The sequence below is a fragment of the Desulfoluna sp. CYM3A genome (genome assembly GCF_056829965.1).
Genome location: NZ_CP186556.1, coordinates 997,017 through 1,015,155, shown reverse-complemented (window position 1 = coordinate 1,015,155; position 18,139 = coordinate 997,017). Strand labels below are relative to the sequence as shown.

General features: G+C 57.9%; 24 protein-coding genes and 5 pseudogenes. 2 read left to right on the top strand and 27 right to left on the bottom strand.

What is annotated here, in order from left to right:
* Positions 1 to 104: 104 nt before the first annotated feature.
* From ACOYW1_RS05395 to ACOYW1_RS05370, 6 genes and pseudogenes are all read right to left on the bottom strand, one after another.
* Entirely contained in the window at positions 105 to 287 is a 183-nt protein-coding gene (locus tag ACOYW1_RS05395; RefSeq protein ID WP_482423665.1) for a phage tail assembly chaperone, read from the bottom strand.
* Between the two features lie 606 nt (positions 288 to 893).
* Positions 894 to 1,064, bottom strand: coding sequence for a phage tail protein (locus ACOYW1_RS05390; RefSeq protein ID WP_482423664.1), 171 nt, complete (start codon positions 1,062 to 1,064; stop codon positions 894 to 896).
* A 251-nt stretch (positions 1,065 to 1,315) separates the two neighbouring features.
* Positions 1,316 to 1,489 carry a phage tail-collar fiber domain-containing protein gene (locus ACOYW1_RS05385; protein WP_482421965.1) on the bottom strand — a complete coding sequence of 58 codons (174 nt, stop codon included), beginning with the start codon at positions 1,487 to 1,489 and terminating at the stop codon, positions 1,316 to 1,318.
* 58 nt (positions 1,490 to 1,547) lie between these two features.
* Positions 1,548 to 1,598: pseudogene (locus tag ACOYW1_RS05380) on the bottom strand (hypothetical protein); the annotation flags it as partial.
* A 117-nt stretch (positions 1,599 to 1,715) separates the two neighbouring features.
* Positions 1,716 to 2,186: pseudogene (locus ACOYW1_RS05375) on the bottom strand (phage tail protein I); the annotation flags it as partial.
* A gap of 181 nt (positions 2,187 to 2,367) precedes the next feature.
* Positions 2,368 to 2,571: a hypothetical protein gene (locus ACOYW1_RS05370; protein ID WP_482421964.1), complete on the bottom strand. Its 204-nt coding sequence runs from the start codon at positions 2,569 to 2,571 to the stop codon at positions 2,368 to 2,370.
* 195 nt (positions 2,572 to 2,766) lie between these two features.
* On the opposite strand from ACOYW1_RS05370, the gene ACOYW1_RS05365 reads away from it, so the two are divergent.
* Both ACOYW1_RS05365 and ACOYW1_RS05360 read left to right on the top strand, forming a co-directional pair.
* Positions 2,767 to 2,901, top strand: a complete 135-nt coding sequence (locus tag ACOYW1_RS05365) for a hypothetical protein (RefSeq protein ID WP_482421963.1) — start codon at positions 2,767 to 2,769, stop codon at positions 2,899 to 2,901.
* Entirely contained in the window at positions 2,894 to 3,253 is a 360-nt protein-coding gene (locus ACOYW1_RS05360; RefSeq protein ID WP_482421962.1) for a hypothetical protein, read from the top strand. Before ACOYW1_RS05365 ends, ACOYW1_RS05360 begins: the two co-directional genes overlap by 8 nt.
* 960 nt (positions 3,254 to 4,213) lie before the next feature.
* Here ACOYW1_RS05360 and ACOYW1_RS05355 read toward each other — a convergent pair.
* The 21 genes and pseudogenes from ACOYW1_RS05355 to ACOYW1_RS05255 form a co-directional block, all read right to left on the bottom strand.
* Positions 4,214 to 5,041 carry an FkbM family methyltransferase gene (locus ACOYW1_RS05355; RefSeq protein ID WP_482421961.1) on the bottom strand — a complete coding sequence of 276 codons (828 nt, stop codon included), beginning with the start codon at positions 5,039 to 5,041 and terminating at the stop codon, positions 4,214 to 4,216.
* 742 nt (positions 5,042 to 5,783) lie between these two features.
* Positions 5,784 to 6,440: a hypothetical protein gene (locus ACOYW1_RS05350; RefSeq protein ID WP_482421960.1), complete on the bottom strand. Its 657-nt coding sequence runs from the start codon at positions 6,438 to 6,440 to the stop codon at positions 5,784 to 5,786.
* Positions 6,441 to 6,703: 263 nt separating this feature from the next.
* Positions 6,704 to 7,129: a hypothetical protein gene (locus ACOYW1_RS05345; protein WP_482421959.1), complete on the bottom strand. Its 426-nt coding sequence runs from the start codon at positions 7,127 to 7,129 to the stop codon at positions 6,704 to 6,706.
* 574 nt (positions 7,130 to 7,703) lie between these two features.
* A complete protein-coding gene (locus ACOYW1_RS05340) occupies positions 7,704 to 7,901 on the bottom strand; it encodes a hypothetical protein (protein WP_482421958.1) in 198 nt (65 codons plus the stop codon).
* A 1,183-nt stretch (positions 7,902 to 9,084) separates the two neighbouring features.
* Positions 9,085 to 9,372 carry a hypothetical protein gene (locus tag ACOYW1_RS05335; RefSeq protein WP_482421957.1) on the bottom strand — a complete coding sequence of 96 codons (288 nt, stop codon included), beginning with the start codon at positions 9,370 to 9,372 and terminating at the stop codon, positions 9,085 to 9,087.
* Between the two features lie 168 nt (positions 9,373 to 9,540).
* Positions 9,541 to 10,053 (bottom strand): phage tail protein, encoded by a 513-nt coding sequence (locus tag ACOYW1_RS05330; protein ID WP_482421956.1) that lies wholly within the window; start codon positions 10,051 to 10,053, stop codon positions 9,541 to 9,543.
* A complete protein-coding gene (locus tag ACOYW1_RS05325) occupies positions 10,053 to 10,373 on the bottom strand; it encodes a hypothetical protein (protein ID WP_482421955.1) in 321 nt (106 codons plus the stop codon). Before ACOYW1_RS05325 ends, ACOYW1_RS05330 begins: the two co-directional genes overlap by 1 nt.
* Before the next feature lie 204 nt (positions 10,374 to 10,577).
* Positions 10,578 to 11,219, bottom strand: a complete 642-nt coding sequence (locus tag ACOYW1_RS05320; RefSeq protein WP_482421954.1) for a baseplate J/gp47 family protein — start codon at positions 11,217 to 11,219, stop codon at positions 10,578 to 10,580.
* Positions 11,219 to 11,530: a DUF2590 family protein gene (locus ACOYW1_RS05315; protein ID WP_482421953.1), complete on the bottom strand. Its 312-nt coding sequence runs from the start codon at positions 11,528 to 11,530 to the stop codon at positions 11,219 to 11,221. The genes ACOYW1_RS05320 and ACOYW1_RS05315 overlap by 1 nt, the downstream gene beginning before the upstream one ends.
* Positions 11,531 to 12,943, bottom strand: a complete 1,413-nt coding sequence (locus tag ACOYW1_RS05310; RefSeq protein WP_482421952.1) for a phage tail tape measure protein — start codon at positions 12,941 to 12,943, stop codon at positions 11,531 to 11,533.
* A gap of 368 nt (positions 12,944 to 13,311) precedes the next feature.
* Positions 13,312 to 13,449, bottom strand: a pseudogene (locus ACOYW1_RS05305) (DUF6890 family protein); the annotation flags it as partial.
* A 17-nt stretch (positions 13,450 to 13,466) separates the two neighbouring features.
* Positions 13,467 to 13,727, bottom strand: a complete 261-nt coding sequence (locus tag ACOYW1_RS05300) for a putative phage tail assembly chaperone (protein ID WP_180136644.1) — start codon at positions 13,725 to 13,727, stop codon at positions 13,467 to 13,469.
* Between the two features lie 347 nt (positions 13,728 to 14,074).
* Positions 14,075 to 14,203, bottom strand: coding sequence for a hypothetical protein (locus tag ACOYW1_RS05295; RefSeq protein WP_482421951.1), 129 nt, complete (start codon positions 14,201 to 14,203; stop codon positions 14,075 to 14,077).
* Positions 14,204 to 14,470: 267 nt separating this feature from the next.
* Positions 14,471 to 14,710 carry a hypothetical protein gene (locus ACOYW1_RS05290; protein ID WP_482421950.1) on the bottom strand — a complete coding sequence of 80 codons (240 nt, stop codon included), beginning with the start codon at positions 14,708 to 14,710 and terminating at the stop codon, positions 14,471 to 14,473.
* 325 nt (positions 14,711 to 15,035) lie between these two features.
* The gene (locus tag ACOYW1_RS05285; protein ID WP_482421949.1) at positions 15,036 to 15,227 is read right to left on the bottom strand and encodes a phage protein; all 192 of its coding nucleotides are present in this window, start codon (positions 15,225 to 15,227) and stop codon (positions 15,036 to 15,038) included.
* A gap of 134 nt (positions 15,228 to 15,361) precedes the next feature.
* A complete protein-coding gene (locus tag ACOYW1_RS05280; protein WP_482421948.1) occupies positions 15,362 to 15,463 on the bottom strand; it encodes a hypothetical protein in 102 nt (33 codons plus the stop codon).
* 143 nt (positions 15,464 to 15,606) lie between these two features.
* A pseudogene (locus tag ACOYW1_RS05275) lies at positions 15,607 to 16,191 on the bottom strand (DUF2586 domain-containing protein); the annotation flags it as partial.
* Positions 16,182 to 16,400: pseudogene (locus ACOYW1_RS05270) on the bottom strand (DUF2586 family protein); the annotation flags it as partial. The pseudogenes ACOYW1_RS05275 and ACOYW1_RS05270, both read right to left, overlap by 10 nt.
* A gap of 236 nt (positions 16,401 to 16,636) precedes the next feature.
* On the bottom strand, positions 16,637 to 17,164 hold the full coding sequence (locus ACOYW1_RS05265) for a hypothetical protein (RefSeq protein WP_482421947.1): 528 nt from the start codon (positions 17,162 to 17,164) through the stop codon (positions 16,637 to 16,639).
* A gap of 71 nt (positions 17,165 to 17,235) precedes the next feature.
* Complete coding sequence (locus ACOYW1_RS05260) at positions 17,236 to 17,607, bottom strand: phage tail protein (protein WP_482421946.1); 372 nt, start codon at positions 17,605 to 17,607, stop codon at positions 17,236 to 17,238.
* Positions 17,608 to 17,609: 2 nt separating this feature from the next.
* Positions 17,610 to 18,083: a head completion/stabilization protein gene (locus ACOYW1_RS05255; protein WP_482421945.1), complete on the bottom strand. Its 474-nt coding sequence runs from the start codon at positions 18,081 to 18,083 to the stop codon at positions 17,610 to 17,612.
* Positions 18,084 to 18,139 lie beyond the last annotated feature (56 nt).

The window sequence follows — 18,139 nt, the reverse complement described above, 5'->3', positions numbered from 1 at the left end:
GGGGGGGGGGGGGATACGTCTAAAAGACACAAAGCATAAAAATCAATTTTAGTGTGCATTTTATATTACATCTCAACATAGATTGAAATAACAGGCACAAATCATCACGGCTGAAGAACCACGGGCCAAGGAATTGAGTCGGCAACTGCGATTAAAGTTTCCGGTAGATCCCTAAGCTGTGATCTGTAGATTTTCCATTCTTTTCTTTTATCTACGTCGATCGGATAATCAAGTATCATTATATAGTCGCATTCGCTTAACTTTGCGTCCCGCTGCGGCCTAACCACATTATCCAACCAGAGGACAGATCCGTTTCCCAAAAATTCATTACCTTTCCATCTCGAATTTGGTAGAGGATCTTTATCCGTCCAGGCAGAATCAGGAGTAATTCTTATCTCCGAGATGCTATGTGCTTCATTAGAAACTGTATCAAAAAAACTGACCACGGTAATCTGACTTAACAACCCATTTGTGATATTCTAAGACAGCAACCTCATTGTTGCTGATTTCAGGTGGAGACTGCAATGATTATGTTTTAGGATTATAAAGCCACCGTTCTTCCAAAGAATGTGTTTCGTTAGACCACATTAGATTTTGACGTGGGATAGAGTCTCTTTCCACAAGGTATTCGCCGGTCTCTGGATGTGCATTATAAAGAGATGCAATTAGTAAAAAATCCCCCCCATTTATATCTGTTTATAGGCCTGGATTCAGCACCTCCCGACTTAGAAGTGATGGCTGCTGAACTGTTTGTTGTTGAGCCATAGGCTGCTCCAGGCCCAGGAGAATTTGTCGCAAAAGTGTTTAATGCATGAGAATGTTCCTTAATTATCAGACAATTGTTTTGTACTAACATTATCCCCTGTTATGCCATCCCCTCTATTTGTTCGGGATCAAGCGTCAGGATCAATCTCAGCCCCGTGGTCCCAATACTTAGGAAAAAGGCCTCGGTCATCGGGCAGACTAAAATGCAATTCGTCAACTCCCCCATACATGGTTCCAATTTTGGTAAAAAGATCCGGGTATCTTAACCGCAAGATGCTCGACCCATCCCGTTCAAGCATACGCCGCCGGATTATGTCAGCATCCGTGGGAACATAGGATAAGTTGATGTCATCACCAGGTTCGTAAAATGAAACTCTCTTGCCTTTGATGCTCACATCACCCGAAATTGACACATTCCCATGCTCATCCTTCCTTACCATCTCCGGATAAGCCTTCAACTGATCCGCCACATGCGCCCTCGTCGCCAACACAACCGCCGGAGCCACCTTCAGCTACACTGCAGCAGTGTCCGTCACCTCCAGGATCATCTTCACGTAGAGATCCTTGAAGCACCCTGGGTAATCTTGGGCTTGTAGGTATGGGGATACTTACCGATGGCGATGAGGTTACCATCGGGATCTAAGATACCCACCTCCCGGGTGTCGAAGTCCCCCACACCCGATGGGTTTAACGCCTCCACCACCAGCCAGTTCGTTGGGTTCATGCACAGAAATATGGTTGATGCTGCCGCGCCACGCTTCGTTGATGAGGGTCGTTCGCTGCAGCATGGCCGCCAGATCCAGGCCCGAGTAGGATCCGTTGCCGTCTCCCACGGCCAGAGTTGAAAACGAGACCGACTTGCCCAGGACCGGGGATAGAGTCGGTGAACATCGCTTTGCCGGTGTTGGTTAAGGTTGTGAAATAAGATTCTGCCATTGGTGTTTCCTTTTTTAGGGATAGATGCAGGTGGTTTCGATCATCTGAGTTCCCAGGCCAAAGTAGACGGGCCCGGACTCTTCCAGGTTTTCGGGTTGCCAGGGGAAGACGGAGACGGTTTCGGCGTATTGTCCGGCCATGGCCATGTGGATTGTGCCCTGCCCTCTCAGGTATGTAATCACGGCATCAAGCTTGGAACGGACGTTCTTGTAGGCTTCGATGAGCTGGTCGGCCCAGGCGTAGGCCTGATCGGTGACGCCCTGGTCGGTGACTTCCACGCGTACCCGGAAGTGGTAGGGCTGGCCGTCGTAGGTCCACCACTCTTCCACGGTTCCGCCGCCGAGCACGTCGGCGATGGCGCCCTCGATGGCGGACGGGGTTCCTTTTTGTCGATGACGGGCCACGGAGTTCCTGACAAGGGCCCTCTTCTTTTCAAGGGTCAGGCTGTCGTCCCAGAAGTCCACCTTGAACTGCCAGGCCAGGTGGGTGAGAGAGGAGGGGCTCCTCTATCTCGTCTCGCCGGCTGTACATATATAAGGTGTCGATGGCCCGGTTGATCTGCTTCAGGTCGTCATCGATGGCGTGGGCGGCTGCCCGGATGCTTTCGTCTCAGGAGATAGACGCGCGGGAGGATGTCTGAAAAGGAGATGTCGGGCAAGGCCTTACTCATCTTCCCCCCCCCGCATAGTTCAGGGTTTGGGTGTCTGCCTGGGCCACCTGGGTGGTGGCCAGCTTTTGAAATGAGGGGGACCGCAGCACCACGCGTTTTGCGCCGGCACTCTTTAAGCGGAAAACCAGTTCATCGGGGTTGATGTCACGGCCCAGCTTTTCGCATTGCCAGGCTGTATAGTCGGCAATGGCCTTGCTCACCTCTGGAGACATCCGACATACGGAGGCTTTTTCGCGGAATGGGAAGAGGCCAAGCCTGCTACGTCCAAAAGCAAGAGCAAAGGCAACACAAGGACCCGGCGGAAGGCTCTCTGCCTTCCCGGGAACAGCCGGGCCACAAAAGACCCGAAGCTTGCAAAGAAGCTTCTCATGGAACAGAAATGCAAGGATTCCCTAATGGAAGTTGCCTGGGGAAATTACAAAGAGGAACTCCTTGATTACATCGAGGCGACCCGGGCCGATGGGACGTTCAAGCTGTATCAACAGGCCCTGAACAAGGCCAGCGAATGCTGGGGGTACTGTCATGATTGAGATCAACGGGCGCCATATCGACCGGCTTACCAGCAGCCTTCTTCAGGACGGGTTGTCCTCGGCCTACGTGGCCAAGGTGTATCGGCACGTCAAGGCGGCCTTAAAAAAAGCCACGGAATGGGGCTACGCCAAGCCATTGATCTTTCCAAAGGCACCGGCGGTACCCAAGACGGTGCGCGACATCCCAATCCCCCGGCTCACAGAGATCATGGAGAAGATCGAAGACCCGGAATTTTACGATTTCTGCACCCTCACGGCCTACCTGGGGCTGCGTTCCGGTGAGGCACTCCGGCTTACGCCCCAGGACATCGACAACCCCAAGGGCTTCCTGCGGATCTCAGCCAAACAATAATGCTCAAGAGTCCCGGGGTTCCAATCACAGCATGCCGTATAGGTCGGAGTGCTGCATCACCCGGATGGAAAAAGCCCCCGTACGCAAAACCCTCTGGAGATGGACGACCGTCACGTATATCGGGCAGATGTTCAAACGAGCGGCACGGGCCGCCGGATACGAAAAGTACCACTTCCACGACCTTCGCCAGTGTCATGGCCATGCAGGGCGAACCCCTCAAGGCCATCCAGGAGCTGATGCGGCACAAGTCCATCACCTCCACCATGGTTTATGCCCATCTTTCCCCGCAGCACCTGGTCGAAGCGTCGGAAAGGTTCACATTGGGGCCAATCCAGCCGCCCAAAAGCCCCGACGATGAATAGCCCACTTTACTTTAAAATATTTAAAAATATTGATGACAAATTTTTACCATGTAGCATATAATAAAATAATTTTTTAACGTATTTTTATACGTTCAGCGCAAAACATTGCAGTACTTCACAAACGACTAAATACTACAAAATCTTAGCCGCACATTTCCCGTCAGTTCCCAGCCCCCCGAAACTATACGGGAACTGTACGGAAATAGCGTAATGACAAGCATTTTGGGACCTATTCCAGAACATTTGACAAAAAAAAAGGGCCTCTCGATTTAATCGAGAGGCCCTTTATAATCCCCTGAAATTCAATGATTTTTATGGTACCCGGAACGAGAATCGAACTCGTACAGCCTTGCGGCCGAGGGATTTTAAGTCTCTAAGAGAGCACTATAAAATAGGACACTTACGCCGAACTGTACGAACTGTAACGGAAAACAGCCAATTCATGCATGTAAAGAAGGCACACTATTGATTAGTAATGAGCCTTCTTTTTGGAAATACAAGCAGGGTTGGGGTATCGAGTTGCCGATGCATCTGCCTAACGCTGAATGGATAATATTATCCTTTCACAAATCAAGCCATACATTATCAAACCCTTAAATCATACGAACCTTTTATTCTTCGCTACAAGAATATATCGCCCCGTCTTTTCCCCTTGGAGAATTTCGAAATCATTATTTTTCAAGATCTCTATGCATTCATCGATCGTTGATTCTCCTCTTCGCTCTTTCCCACAGTCAAAGGTAACATATTCCGCAATTTTGAGAGCGTTAGCAGCACCTTCTAAAACTTCAGGTTCAGCACCCTCAGCATCACACTTGATTAACTTAATTTTATTGATTCCTTTTTGCTGTATCAACCAGTCAAGTGTAACGGCTTCTTTGGTAATGGATACAGCACCTCCTAATGGCTGAATCAATGAACTATCGGCGGTGTCAATTTCGGAGAAAAATTCAATTTGCTCATTTTTATTCCATATCGCGTAGTTGTTCGTATCAATATTTTTTTGAGCAGCATTAGCTGTTAATGTTTTGAAGACATTATCATCTGCTTCAACTGAATAAACCGTTGCTCCAAGTTTACTGCAAAACATTGAGAACTCACCAATATTGGCGCCAATATCAACTACAACATCAGACTCAGAGATGCTGTAATAGTCTCCATAGCCATATGTTTTTGATAGCTTATTGACCCTTGCGCTAACACCGTTTTTATAAATGTACCACCTGTCTGGAGACACAATAAATAAATCCTCACCCATCACACTTAAGCGATAAGTCCCATTAGCACGACACAATTTCATGCGATCGGTATAATGATTACCGCTGAGAATATTACTTAAATTGTGCTCAGCGACCCGAAATCGAGCTCGCCAATATGCCGGTACTGAATCAATGACATTTTTAGGAATTATTTTGAAGCGTAACATCGTTAGTCTTTAACCTGTCCTTTCTGGCTGCGAACAGTACTGCAGCATATCATGCTATAACGGCCTTATACTTGAAACAATGAGCTTTCCGTCATGTTTATAGGGCATCTGGCTTCATCCGAATCGATTATCCTCGGAAAGCGAGGTCTGGGACAAAAAGGCAAGGAGTTCGCTACTCAAAACCGCTACATCTCTTAAGCCATTTCGACCGATTTTCGTTTACAGGCTTCGTCCTTAACCTTTGTAGAGGGATCGGCCTCCATTACAAGAATGACGGAGAACCAAACAATTTGTATATATTAAACAGAACAGCCTCGTTTATATGCCATATAATTATTAGGTAACACAACCCTTCCATAGAAAAATTGAAGTTACCCCAACATGAATCCCCATATAATACACTTGTTAGAAGTGTCACATCTATACCCATTTAGATTTATAGAAAAGCTCTATTATAGTTCACTATGATTTCGATTACCTGCGAAGCAATGCAAACTCTGCAATTCGAGAAAATCGACGAAGACCCAGTAACAACGGGCTCCCATCCCCCTGTTGCACCACCCCCTTAGTTGCAAAAAAACGCTCCAAGCCTATCGAAGGTGAGGTGTGGAGGAGTGAAATTTTTCCGGGTCTGGGATTTTTCACGGATAGCGGGGCTTTGGGTGGTTCCCGTCGGTGCTAAAAAAACGGCACAGGGATTTTGCCTGTGCCGTGGGCTGAGAAGCCCGTTGTTATTGGAGGATCACGGATTCGAGGTGTGGTGGAAGGAGTGGTACCGGCGGCTGGATCGGCCGGAGCCAGTTGCATTTGCCTGGATGGAGTCGATGTCGGATTTTGCAACGGCCACGGCGGTGGCCTTGGCTGCCACTGTGCCGGCTGCAGAAGACTGGCCCACCCCGGGGTGGGTATGGCTGGCCAGAGCGGACAGGGCATCCTTGATTGCGCCCAGGGCGCTGGTTAGGGTGGGCAGAAGGGAGACGCCACCCGGGGCCCCGATGGTGATGGCCGGGGCGGCCAGGGTCACGGCGGCGGCGTTGATGGCCTTGGGGCCGGTGACGGTTTCGGTGGAGGATCCGCCCACGGTCTCGGCATGGTTGCCGGAGACGGTGACCGTCTTTTCTCCGGACGACTCGGAGCGGGTCCCGCTTGCGGTATCGTCCACGGTCTGGGCCTGGGAGCTTTCGCAGGGCCGTGGCCACCTCCTCGATGTTCCGGGCGGCGTCCAGGATGTCCTGGTCTGTTGTCCACTCCAGTTGCCTGCGGCATCGTGGAGCTGGTGAACACCCGGGCGCTGTTGCCAGAGTCCGGAGCCATCCGGCACCCCTGGCATGGAGAGCCCCATGGGGTAGACGTGCTGGATCGCTACCGGGTGATCGGGGCGGCCCTCCACCCACCGCACGGTGACGATGGTTCCGGGCCGGGGCCAAAGAAAAAGCCCGGCATCGGGCCCTGCTGCCCGGTACGGGCAGGGGCACGGCTTCGAACCGGGGGAAATCCGGGGCGGGCTCGCCCTCGGGGGTCAGGATCTCGATGTCCGCCGCCCAGTAGGGCCGGAACCGGTCACAGGTTGCACCGGCCACGGGCGGGTCGGAGATCTTCACCAGCCCGGGCGTACCGGTCCAGGTGATAGCCTCCGGAGAGCTCCCGGGAACATCCGGAGCACTATGCGTCTAATCGCTTCGCGCATGTCACCACCATAAAGTGTTCTTTGAGTTGCAGGCTTGTGATGTACTGCCCGTTCATCTGCACACCGGGCCGCAGCCCGGGAATAGCTTGCAGGGTCTTGGTGCCGTCCAGCTGCACGTCCTGGAAGAAGGTCTCCGGCACGGTGAAGGGCTTACCCGCCCACCGGCTGTCCTCCCAGGCCCCCACGAAGACCTGGCCATCGCCCTGCTGCTGCCAGATGTAATTGGGGATGGAAAACACGGCACCCATGGAATCCAGGCCGTGGATGCCGTTGGCGATGGTCTGGAAAGCCGGGCATGGGGTGTCCGCATAGGACGCCTCCGGTACAAAGGAGAGCCCGGTTTTCCGGGTGTAGACGCCCAGCACGTCCCGCAAGGAGGCGTTCCGGATCGACACGGGCAAGGAGCCCCACAGCACCGCCGAAACTTCGCGGCAAAAAAGGCGCTGCTGCCTGGCGTCCACCGTGTGAGCTTTCGAACCACAAACCCGGTGAAAAACGCCACCGGATCCTTCCGGGCATCGCCCATGGCCATCTCCACAATACCTGAAAGGGGCTATCGCCATTACGGCGCAGTCGGCCCGGCGTGGAGATATCCAGGCTCACGTGCTCCCGGACCAGGGGCACCGGTTGCCCGGCCACCATCACTATCTTTTCCAGCTTCACGTCAAGGCCTCCGCGTTTTCCAGAACATCATCAGAATCCGCCCCGCGCCCGTTCCGCCACGATGCCTGAAGCTTCACCGGCTGGCGCACCTCCACCCGTTCCGGGTTGCTCTTGCATTCCTCCTCGAAGGGTAAGCGAGACCTTCCAATTGCAAGCTCCCTGCCTCCTCCCAGTTCACATGCTCGGAACTGCACTGGGCGCATCGCCACCATCGGCCGTGGGGTGCGTGATGGTCCAGATCTTCCGGTCTCCTTCGTTGAGGTCTCGGCGGTCGGATCAGGCCCCCCAGGTCCGTTGCCATAGTGAAAGGGATCAAGGAACACCCGAGGAATTTCTGGGCTTGGTCCCCTTCTCCACGGCATCGGTCCCCGATGTCTCCCCGGTCATATCCTCCGTCCGGAACTCCAGGTTGCCTTTTAGCGATGAGAAGTTTTCGCCTGGGACCTTAAAATCATCCAGTTGCATCATGGGGCTGTGTACCTCGTGGGTTTGGGGGGCTGTTCGGGCCATGGGACGTCCCCTTCAGGCCAGGGCCAGCCGGGCTGGTCGGGAAGATCGCACAGGGCATCGGCCCATGCGTGCCAGGCGGCGCGTTGGGTTTTGTAGTGGGCCTGGGCGTTGGGGTTGTCTTCGGAGGAATCGATCCAGCGGGTGAGCTGTTCGATGGCGGGACTGTATGAGGCTAAAAGCTTTCCGTCCCGTTCCTGGCGCTTGGCAGTGGAGGAGCATTAATACATCGACAATCCATACAGACCCATCGTGAGTCCGATGATAGGATGACGACGGTTCGGTTGTGAGACACCCTGCAGGCACATCAACAGCCAAATCCGTGATGAGATGTTTTGCTCCGTTCTTGGGTCCAGTAAGTGGTATCACGCTTCGTCGATGACCACCTCCCCATTCCCTCGAAACCACCCTTCATCGGTCAAGGCGGCGCGGACTGCGTAACCAGAATGGATATTTTGGGGGCCTGGGGATAGCTGTTTCACATCGCCCGATGGGGTTACAGTGGCTATCAGGTTTTTCAACAGATGGTAAGGCTTCTCTGCTTCGCTCATCCCATGGATATATCATTGTTCATTTCCATAGTTCCCGTGTAGCAGTACGAGCATAGCCATGTTTGTGCGGCCGGGTTCTTCGGTGCTTCTCGTGGTTGATGTATTAACTCCGGAGGAGTTATCCGTAGGGCCATAACAGGCGCCACCACCGGGGCTACTTTTGCTATAGGTATTGAATTTATGATTGTGAGCCTTGACTTATTGGTCTCAATTGCTTCCACTTTTGCCCCAGATCAACACCACGCCCGTGATCCCAACCACGCACAAACTCCCCCCGGAGATCTGGCAACAAAGTCCGCCCATTCCCCCCACCCCATGCCGTCCTGCAAGCAGTGCGTTAAGTACTGCGGAGGCCTCCGGGCACTCCCCCCCATTCGCCTCCAACCACCCAGTTGGCGGCACCTCACAATCAAAGAAATCGATTTTCCCCACCTCCTTATTAAAGGGTCTTCACTTTATTCTTCCGTGCATGCCCCCGTTTGCTCCGCAGTCACCCCGTGTGGGGGTTGGCCTTATTGCCAGCATGCTGCGCAAAGGCATCCCGAATGCCTCCATGCGCCCCCCGCATCCCCATCATGCTCCTCAGCTTCCTCGCTGGCGATCACGTGGTGTAATCAAACTGCCAGTGCTTCCGCCTACACACTCACCCCCGTCAGCGCCTGGCATCCTGGAACCGCATCATCACGTTCCGGGTGATGTTGTTCCCTGTGGTATTCGTGCCCAGGTTCGTTCGGCGTCTCCGGCGTGGTGGTCACCGTGATCACATTGCCTGTCACCGCCTCCACGGTTCCGATCCAGTTAAAGGACATACCGCCGACATCGGAGCCCAGGATCAGAACAAGAACACCCACCCGCTCCGGGTTCACGTAGCCCTTGTGGGCATCATCGATGGTGTGGAGGATGATGTGGGCCGGGTCCGGCATTTGCTGGTTCGTGGTCGACGGGTTGGGATGGGTCCAGGCCGGGGACCAGGGCAAGCACCAGCGCGTTCGATGACGAGGGTGTTTTCCTCGCCCCGTAGCTGGTTGATGCGGGTCTGGCCCAGGGCGGTGATTGCACTGCTCATGGTTCCTCCAATATGGCTGTTTCGGTCAGGTGATCATTGGAAACGTCCACCACCTGGATCTCCATGGGAATGGTGGTGATGATCTTCCATTGTAGCGGCGGCAGGTCCGCCCGTAGTGTTGAATCAATTCGGACAAAAGGCTTTCATTTTGGGCCAGCTGGTTGTCGGATAGGCGGATGGCCACCACGTCCCAATCGCGGCCCGGCATGCGTTCTTCCAGCTCCACGTAGCCCACGCCCAGGCGCTCGAAAATCTGTTCGAAGCCCTCCACGCTTCCGGCGTCCCGGGCGTTGGCGTAGGCGTGACGGACTCGCAGGCGGAAGAGGTTCAGGGGCTCGCCCTTGAACTGGGTGATGTCGCGTTGCCAGGCGATGAGCTCCAGCACGGCTTCCCGGCAGGTCATGGGGTCCAGTTGCTTCAGGGGCCAGAGGGCCCATTCGCCCAGGCGGGTGAACCAGCGGTGGGCGGCGGCTGCCAGCTTGGCCACCTGGCCCTTGTTCATCCAGACGGGCAGATCAAAGGCGGGTAGTTCCGTCATCAGGCCACCTCCGTGTTGACGGTGAGGAAGGAGAGCGTGGGGATCTCCATGGTGCTGACGATGTCCCCCAGGCTGAGCAAAACGGACTTTAAGTCCGGAAGCTGCTGGTGGAGCTCATAGGCCAGTGTGGAAAAGAAGAACCTTGAAAAGGGCATGGTCCGGGTAATTTTCGAAAAATCCTGGTTCTCGCGAAAGGCGAATCGCACCCGGTCCGACACGGCCTGATTCAGGGCGGCGATTCTCTCTCCGGAGAGAACCCCGTCGTGGTACACGGTCACCACCAGTTCCCCGGGTTTCTCCGGCATGGGGAAGCACAGCATATCGTCCCCATGGCCGCGGACCTGCCGGTCCCGGATGTAGGTGTTGATGCCGTCTACAAAGGACTGGGACGGCTTGACCCGGAGTCGATCATCACGAAGGCGTTGGCGTCTTCGGCCTCGGGGCGTCGGTGTTCGAACCAGACGGAGTTCGGCCTGGATACCTGCAAACAGGGAGATATCCGCCCGGTACGCGGGTGTCGTGGGTCACTGGCCCACGGCGGAGAACTGGTTGCGGCATCGCAGCCGGAGGGAGTCGTCGGACTCCGCATCCGCCCCGGCGATGGTGATCCACTCCGCCTCGTTGGTGACGGCGGCAATTCCGGACACTGGCTCCGGCAGCACGGTGATCTGGCCCGAGGTTGTGGGCCGTGCCGGGCACTTCGCCTCCACCGGCACCTGGGCGGAGATCACGCCGTCCGGGATGATCACCTCCTGGGTGGTGCGCACCCGGTAGATCTTCGTGTTGATGGGCAGCGTGGCAACCAGGATCCCGGCCTCCACCGTTACCTCCCCTTCGGCGGCCTCCCGGGTAAGCACGAGAACCCCCCGGGTGGTCGCGGCTTTTTTCCTCTCTAAGTCCACGGCCCAGGCCAGCAGCTCCAGCCAGGCCCCGGTGGCGTCCTTCAGGAAGAAGTCGGGAAGCACCTGGGTTGCCAGGAGCTGCACCAGCCACATGGCCGGTTTGGTGGCGATGGCCGTGATCAGCCGCCAGAAGGGGGCCCACTCCGAGTCGTTGGCGATGCCCACCTCCTCCTCGGCGTTGATGGCCCGCCACTCGGTTTCCATGGCATCCTGGGAGACGGGGATCCCCGCGTCCACCAGCATCTGCTCGTATACGTCCGTCATCACACCTCCAGCGAAAAGCCGATGGGGCCAAAGTCCATGGTCTCGGCCCTCAGATAGAATTCCCCGGGTTTCACCTCGTCGATGGCGGCGGAGCCCGGCACGATGCGCACATCGTTATCCACGGCCAGGGTGATCATCATCTTGGTGCGGTCCACCAGCCCCCGGTTCCGGTTGCCCACCAGGGGCGGAAGCCCTCCTCCCGGATCATATGAACCAGGTCCTGGGCGATGACGTCCCGATCCGTGATGGTGTCGCATGTCGTCCAGGACCAGGTCGTCGTCTTCAATCAACAGGTCAAGATACATTGCCATTTACGATGCCATCACCAGCTGCTTGGTGACCTCCTGTGCGTTGATGGGCCGGGATGTAACGATCTTCCCCACATGCACGGTTTGAGAAGAGCTTGTGCTGGTGTTGGAGACAGCCGTGGCTATGGATTGAGACACGCCCCCCGCAGGCACCGCCGCCTGCCTGGGCGCCTCCAGGGAAGGCGACGTCTTCGGCGCCTCGGCCACGGGATCGTCCCCCACCCCGGGTATCCAGGAGAATTTTCCCTTCACCCAGCTCCAGGCGTCCCCCAGCTTGGCAAAGCCCCCCATCACCCAATCGATGCCCCCACGATGGCCTTGCCCCAGGAGGAGTCCATGAAGGCGGCCTTCAGGTCGTCCCAGTAGTAAATGGCGGCGGCAATGGCCCCGGTGAGAAGCACCACGCCTCCGGCAATGAGCAGCACCGGGTTGGCCCACATGGCTGTGTTCATGAGCCACATGGCGATCTGCCCGGCGATCATCACGCCCCGAAACACGGCCATGATGCCCGACACCGCACTCACCGCCACGCCCCAGCCCATGGTGGCCATACTGGCCACGCCACCTGCCATGGCAAAGGCAGCCAACCCTGTGGCCAGGCCCGCCACCCCGATCACCGCGTATCCGATGTATTTGGTCAGGGTGGGATTGGCCGCAACCGGCATGGTCCCCGCCCCTTCGGCCATGGTCTCCACCACAGGGATTAGTGTGGGCAAGCGCCTGCCCCAGGCCGATGCGCAGGGCCTTGGTCCCCTGGTTCAACCGTTGAAAGGGGTCCACCATGGCATCGGCCATGGTCATGGCTTTTTCCATGCCCTTCACCTTGCCCAGGGCGTTCATGTCGCCTTCCAGCTTGCCCACCTTGGGCAACAGCAAATCGATCATGGCCACGGCTTCGTCGGAGCCGAAGGCCTCTTTCAGTGCGTCGGACTCGGCCACGTCCAGCGTCCCGAACTTGCCCCGGATCTTCTGCAGGATGTCCACCATCCCCAGCATGCGCCCGTTGGCGTCGGTAAAGGAGAGCCCCAGCTTCTCCTGGGCCCCGCCGATCCCGCCAAGGAAGGCTTTGTACTTGGTCCCGGCCTCGGAGCCGGACATGGTGGCCTGGAGCGATCCCAGCACCGCCATCTGCTCGGCCTGGTCGATGCCCGCCGAAGTGGCCTTGGCCCCCAGGGCGGAAAAAGATGCGGCCATCTCGGAGCCGGTGGTCTTGAACATCTGCACCGCCGTGGCCGTCTGCCCGGTGAGCTGTTCCACCCAGTCCGCCTTGCCCATGGCGTTGGCGGAGTCGGCGAAGATCCCGTACATGGTGCCCATGTAATCGGTGATGGTTGCGGCGTCGGATTTCGTCCCCTTGGCAAAGGATGTTGGAAGCGTTGGTGAAGGAGGAAAGCTCCTCTCCGGAGAGCCCGGCAATGGCCGACTGGATGTCGTAGGACGACGACACAAAGTCCTTGGCCGATTCCCCATACTTCACGGAAAAAGCGATGGCCTTGTCCGCCAGCATGTCCAGGGAGTTCTGGGCAACGTCCAGGCTTCGCACCTCGCCGATGGCCATGTTGAACTCCTGGGCCGGGGCGGTCAGGGCCGACACCGCGTAACCGGCGGCAGCCACCCCGGCAGCCCCGCCCGCCACCTTGCTGAAGGTGTCCGTCACGCCTTCCAGGGAGTTTTTGATTTTCCCCGCCGGGCCGGTCACCTTGTCCATCAGGTCGATGGTGAACATCAGTTTTTGAAGCTGGTTTGCCATGCATCACCTTCCGTTCTATCATGGCCACGCCTGCGGCAGTGGCCATGCGCTGTTTTTCCCAATAGTCCTTTTCCAGGAAAAGCGCTTCCCCCATGGCCCTGGGCGTCACCTCACGCCCCGGTACGACTTGTGGGAGAAGGCCGTCATCTGGGATAGAGCGGAGTTCTCTCATCCCGGCGGCAATCCGTTCTACTCCCCCACCGCCACCTCGATGGCGGGCACCACCTTGTTGATCAGATGGGTGCCGATGGCCATCACGTGGGTGGGGTTCTCCAGGAAGGGCTTCAGGGCCTCTTTGCTCTCCGGGGCCACACAGCGCACCAGGAAGTTATGGGTGGGCTGAACCTTGTCGGTGGGCTGCATCTCGTTGATCAGGCGCTCATGGTGGGCGGGGGTAACGTCGAAATCAATGGCGGTGCCGTCGATGGTCAGGGTGATTTTTGTGCTCATGGGTCTTTCTCCTTATTTTTTGATGAGCTGTTCGAACATGGAAAAGCGTTCGTCCAGGCGTTTGTCGAAATCGGGTTTCAAAGTAAGAACGCGCGCTGAAGTCCGCAAACGTGTGAATCTCAGCCTTGGGAATATGCCGGGCTATCTTCAGCTCCAGCTGAGACATCTTAAGCTGAGTTTTAAAAATCTCTTCTTTGGCCTCCAAGGTCTGGGTGTAGCTAAAAACGCACCAGCACACGGATGAGGGCCAGACCTGTAGCGTGCACCCAGGTCGACCAGGTCACAAAAGCAGAGGTTCATTTGTCGGGTGTGTCACAGCTCTTTCCCCTCAAAGTGGCTTGTGAGGGTTATTTAGCCAGGGCCTTTTCAGCCTCGGGCAGGTCTCGGGTGGTCAATTCCTCGGCCACGAAGGCCACCAGCTCATCATCCACGGTGTTGGTGGTCCGTTTAGCCAGCTTCTTCAGCCCCAGGATCACCGGCGGGTGAGGATCTTTTCACTGGCAACGGCCAGGGCCATGCGGCCAAGGATGTGGGAAGCGGAACTTGCAATGGCTGTCAAAAACATGGGCGTCTCCTTTTTTTAGGTGGTGGCCATGCGGATCCCCGTGGCGATCTGGTGCATCGCTGTAGGGCATCTGGCCGTTTTCGTGTTTGATGATCACCGGAATGAGCCGGGGCGGGCGCCGATCACCACCAGGGGCTCGTCCGGATCCACACCCAGCACCTGGGCCACATGGTCCACGTCAGCGGCGGTGTCGTTCTCCTTGGGAGGCGCCCACCGGGTTGATGATGCCCCGCACGGTCTTGATGCCGTGGCGGCGCTGGTAGTTGGTCAACACCCTTGCCATGGCCCGGATGCCGTACTGAGGGCGTTGAACAGGCAGAAGGCGGGGTCCGGCTGCACCTTGGCCAGGCCGTGCCCAGTTGTCGCCGTGGCGGATGTTGCCGGGGTTGTTGTTGCGAATGCCTCGTGTTGCTTCCATCACATGGTCTCCAGTTCTTCCTGACAGTCCCGACACAGGGTGCAGCCGGGCATTGCCTTCTGCGCCCTTCGGGGATCGGTTCTTCGCAGTGCGCGCAGATCGCAAGGCCCGGCCCCGTGGGAAGGGCGGCCCGGGCGCTGGCCACGGCGGCGTTGCGCTCGCGGGCTTCAAGGATCTGTGCGCGGTCGATATCAGTCGGTGAGCCCTTCCACCCTGCGCCGGATCGAGGTAGGGTATCCGGCTTCACAAAGTTGGGGCTTGTCACCTCAAAGCCGGTTGGCATTCTTGTCGCTGGTGGGGTCGTAGTCCATGATGTCCTTGAGGTTCAGAAGGCACCGAAGGCCTCCACGTTCTCCTCCTCCTTGGTCCCCTTGGCGTAGAACTGAAGGTCCACGGGCTCGATGCCCTGCCAGGAGCCCTTGGCCAGCCGCTGCTGCCGCGGATGGCCATGGCCATCAGGCGGGCGTCCAGCTCGATGTCTCCCGGAGGCGCTGCCGCCCGCCCCGGGCACCCACACCGTTGGGCACGCCCCCGTCCTGAACGGACTTCCGCCCGTCTTTCAATGGAGAGGGAGGAGGCCTCTCCGCCCCGCAGCAAATCCCCCAGGCTAAATGAAAAGCTGCTGTTGCTGATTCGCTTCATGGGTCACTCCTATGCGTTGGTGCTGAGATCCAGCATCAGGTTCACGGTGATGTCTTTGGGGCAGTTGTAGGGCCACGCCTTCGTGTCGATGCGCACGGAGTCCTTATCCACCCACTGGATGGTGATGGCGTCCCGGGCCGGGGGATGGATTTCCCCAGGGGAAGATCTCCTTGCCGATGCGCGACCCGATGGACGTTGCTCAGGGGCCACGTGAATAAGCTGGCGTTCTGGGCGATGGACTCCGGCGTGGAGTTCAGGCGGCGGTCGCCGATGCGCGCCACGGTCAGGGGATACACCTGGCGCATGGCCTTCTGAATGACGCGTAGGTTCTCCACCACCTGGAAGTCGCCCCCGGGCACGTCCAGCATGTTGCAGTCGCCCCAGTACACCCCGGGGTAATGCGGTACCGCTTCGGGGAGCGAGAACCGGTTCGCGTCCAGGGCCTTCAGGTGAGCCATGGAGAGCGTCGCCCCGTCCTTGTCCGTGGGCCTCTCGCCGAAGGTGCCGATGAGGGGACCGGTGGCCACCCGCATGGGCGTGTCCGCCACCGTGACAGCCCGGTTGCAAAGGCGCCCGGCCAAGGTGCCCTGGTCCGGTCCCCACAGGGCAGGCACCACGCACACCTGGTCGGCGGCCACGCCGTCGGTGATGGGCTTGATGGCCGCGATGTAATCGGCCCAGGCCTCTTCCACTCCGCAGCCCCGTACGCTGGCCATGAAGAAAACGGGCCGCATGTCGGTGGCCAGGATCGACTTGGCCTTGGTGAACATGGCCTCGATGTCGGTCTTTTGGGTCACGGGGTCGGTGATGACGATGGCCTCGCAGCTCGTCACCTCCATGGCGTAGTCCACGGCATCGGCCCAGGACCCGTGGGCGGCGAGGACAGCGCTGGCCCCCAATTCTGCCCGGCGTTGACCATGGCGGCCTCCACCTGGGTCTTGAGGTTGGAGGCATCCGCCCCCAGGGCTTCGTCCAGGTCCGTGGCGTTGCTCACGGAAAGCACCTTGCCCTGGTTGACGGTGCCCTCCCGATCAACAGGAAGTGACGCTCGATCTCGGGCAGGGGTCCCTGCATGAGGTTGAGCCGGTTAATCTAAATAGTTCCAAGTGACATTTTTTTTCCTAAGCTCCTTCGCTCTATGCGCGTCGCACGCATAGGCGTCTTCGGTCATTTGGGTGAGAAAGGCGTCGGCATTCTCCGGGGTGGCCTCCAGGATGGGCCGGGGTGCGGGTTTGGTGTCCCAGCTCTGCCTTTGCGGGTTTTGTCGCCGCATCAGGCGAAGGATCAGCCCGGGCCTGGCCCAGGGTCATGTTGTCCATGATCCACTTGGCAGGCACCCGCTTGAGACCCGCCCCTCCCCCCGCTTCCTGGCCACCCGGCAGCAGAGAACCCTTCCCGGTTCAGGGCCCTTGCCTGGGCCGCGGTGGCGGGCTTTTTGTAGTCGGGCGCGCCAACTGGTAGCTTGCCTTTTCCTGGGCGTCCGGACTCGGCCACGCCCCGGTGATGCCGGTCCGCCACCTTGGCCTGGCCCACGTTCTTCCAGCCCACGGTGGCCTTGCTCTTGCTCACCACCTTGGTCTGCATGCCCTTAGCCATCTTGCGCATCATCACTGGTCCGGCCATCGGCCCGGGGTGCCATCCTTTCTCCGGACACGGTCTTCTGGCCCCGCACGTTGTCCGGGATTTCTCCCGGGTCTGCCTGCCGATATCGGCCAGGAGCCTGCGGGACTGCGCCGTGCTCATGGAGAGCACGTCCAACTGATCCAGAAGCCGCAGGGTTTTCCGTTGGTCTTGCTTGACTGCCAGGTTCATCAAACCGCCTCCAGCCCGGCCAGATTCTCGGCCACGTTCACCCCGGCATCTCCACCCGCCACTGCTCGCCTTCAAAGGCAAGGGGCCCTTGCAGCGGAACGATCGCCCAGGGGCTCGTCAAACTCCACGCCGATCTCCACGTCCACGGTCTGCTCGTCGGAGAGGGACACATCCACGTCCGGGTCGGCCAGGTCGAGTTCAAAGCGCTCAACGTCGTATTTGGCCAGCCAAAGCACGATGCAGGAAAGAAGCAACTCGGCAACGGAGCCCGGGCACCTCTCGATGGAGATCACCGCGTCGTACCGGTACGGACCACCTCCAGGCCGTGGCCCAGGTCCTTGCCGATGAGGGAAAGTTTCCCCTGGTCGGCAAAGGCTTCCATCTGGTCCCGGTGATGCCGGAAGGGTCAACAGGTGGGCAGCAAGGCCGGATAACTTCTTCATCCTTAGAGGGCCTCCACATGGATGGTCATGGTGCCCTGCATATCTGCCAGGGCAGAAAGGGCTTCCCGGAACCATCGGTCCGCGGTCTCCGGCGCTTCCTTGGCGTCGGGATGGGCGTCGTTCTTCCGCAGCATGGTGGCGTAGTCCGAAAGCAGAAGCCCCTTGGCGTGGCAGCACACGGCCCGGACGTACTGCAAAACAAGGGGATGAAGGTCCCCCAGCATCTCGCCGTCGTCCACGGGCACCTCGGACAGGCTCGTCCTGCCCGCCTCGGCATGTCGCGCCCGGAACCCGGCCAGCTCCTTGTTGGCCCAGAGAATGCCTAGCCTCATCCGATCGGCCAGCAAGGCTTCCCGGTACTCACCCGGCAAGCGGTAGGCCTCCTGGAACTCGGCCAGGTCGATGTCCGGCCAGAACGCGTTGTTCTGGACCATCGTCCCCTTGGGCAATTCGTCTGCAAACCCGGTAAAACTCATGGTGTCTCCTTGGTTGAACGGACCGGCCCCCGCCTGGGTCCGAAGCGTTTCACATA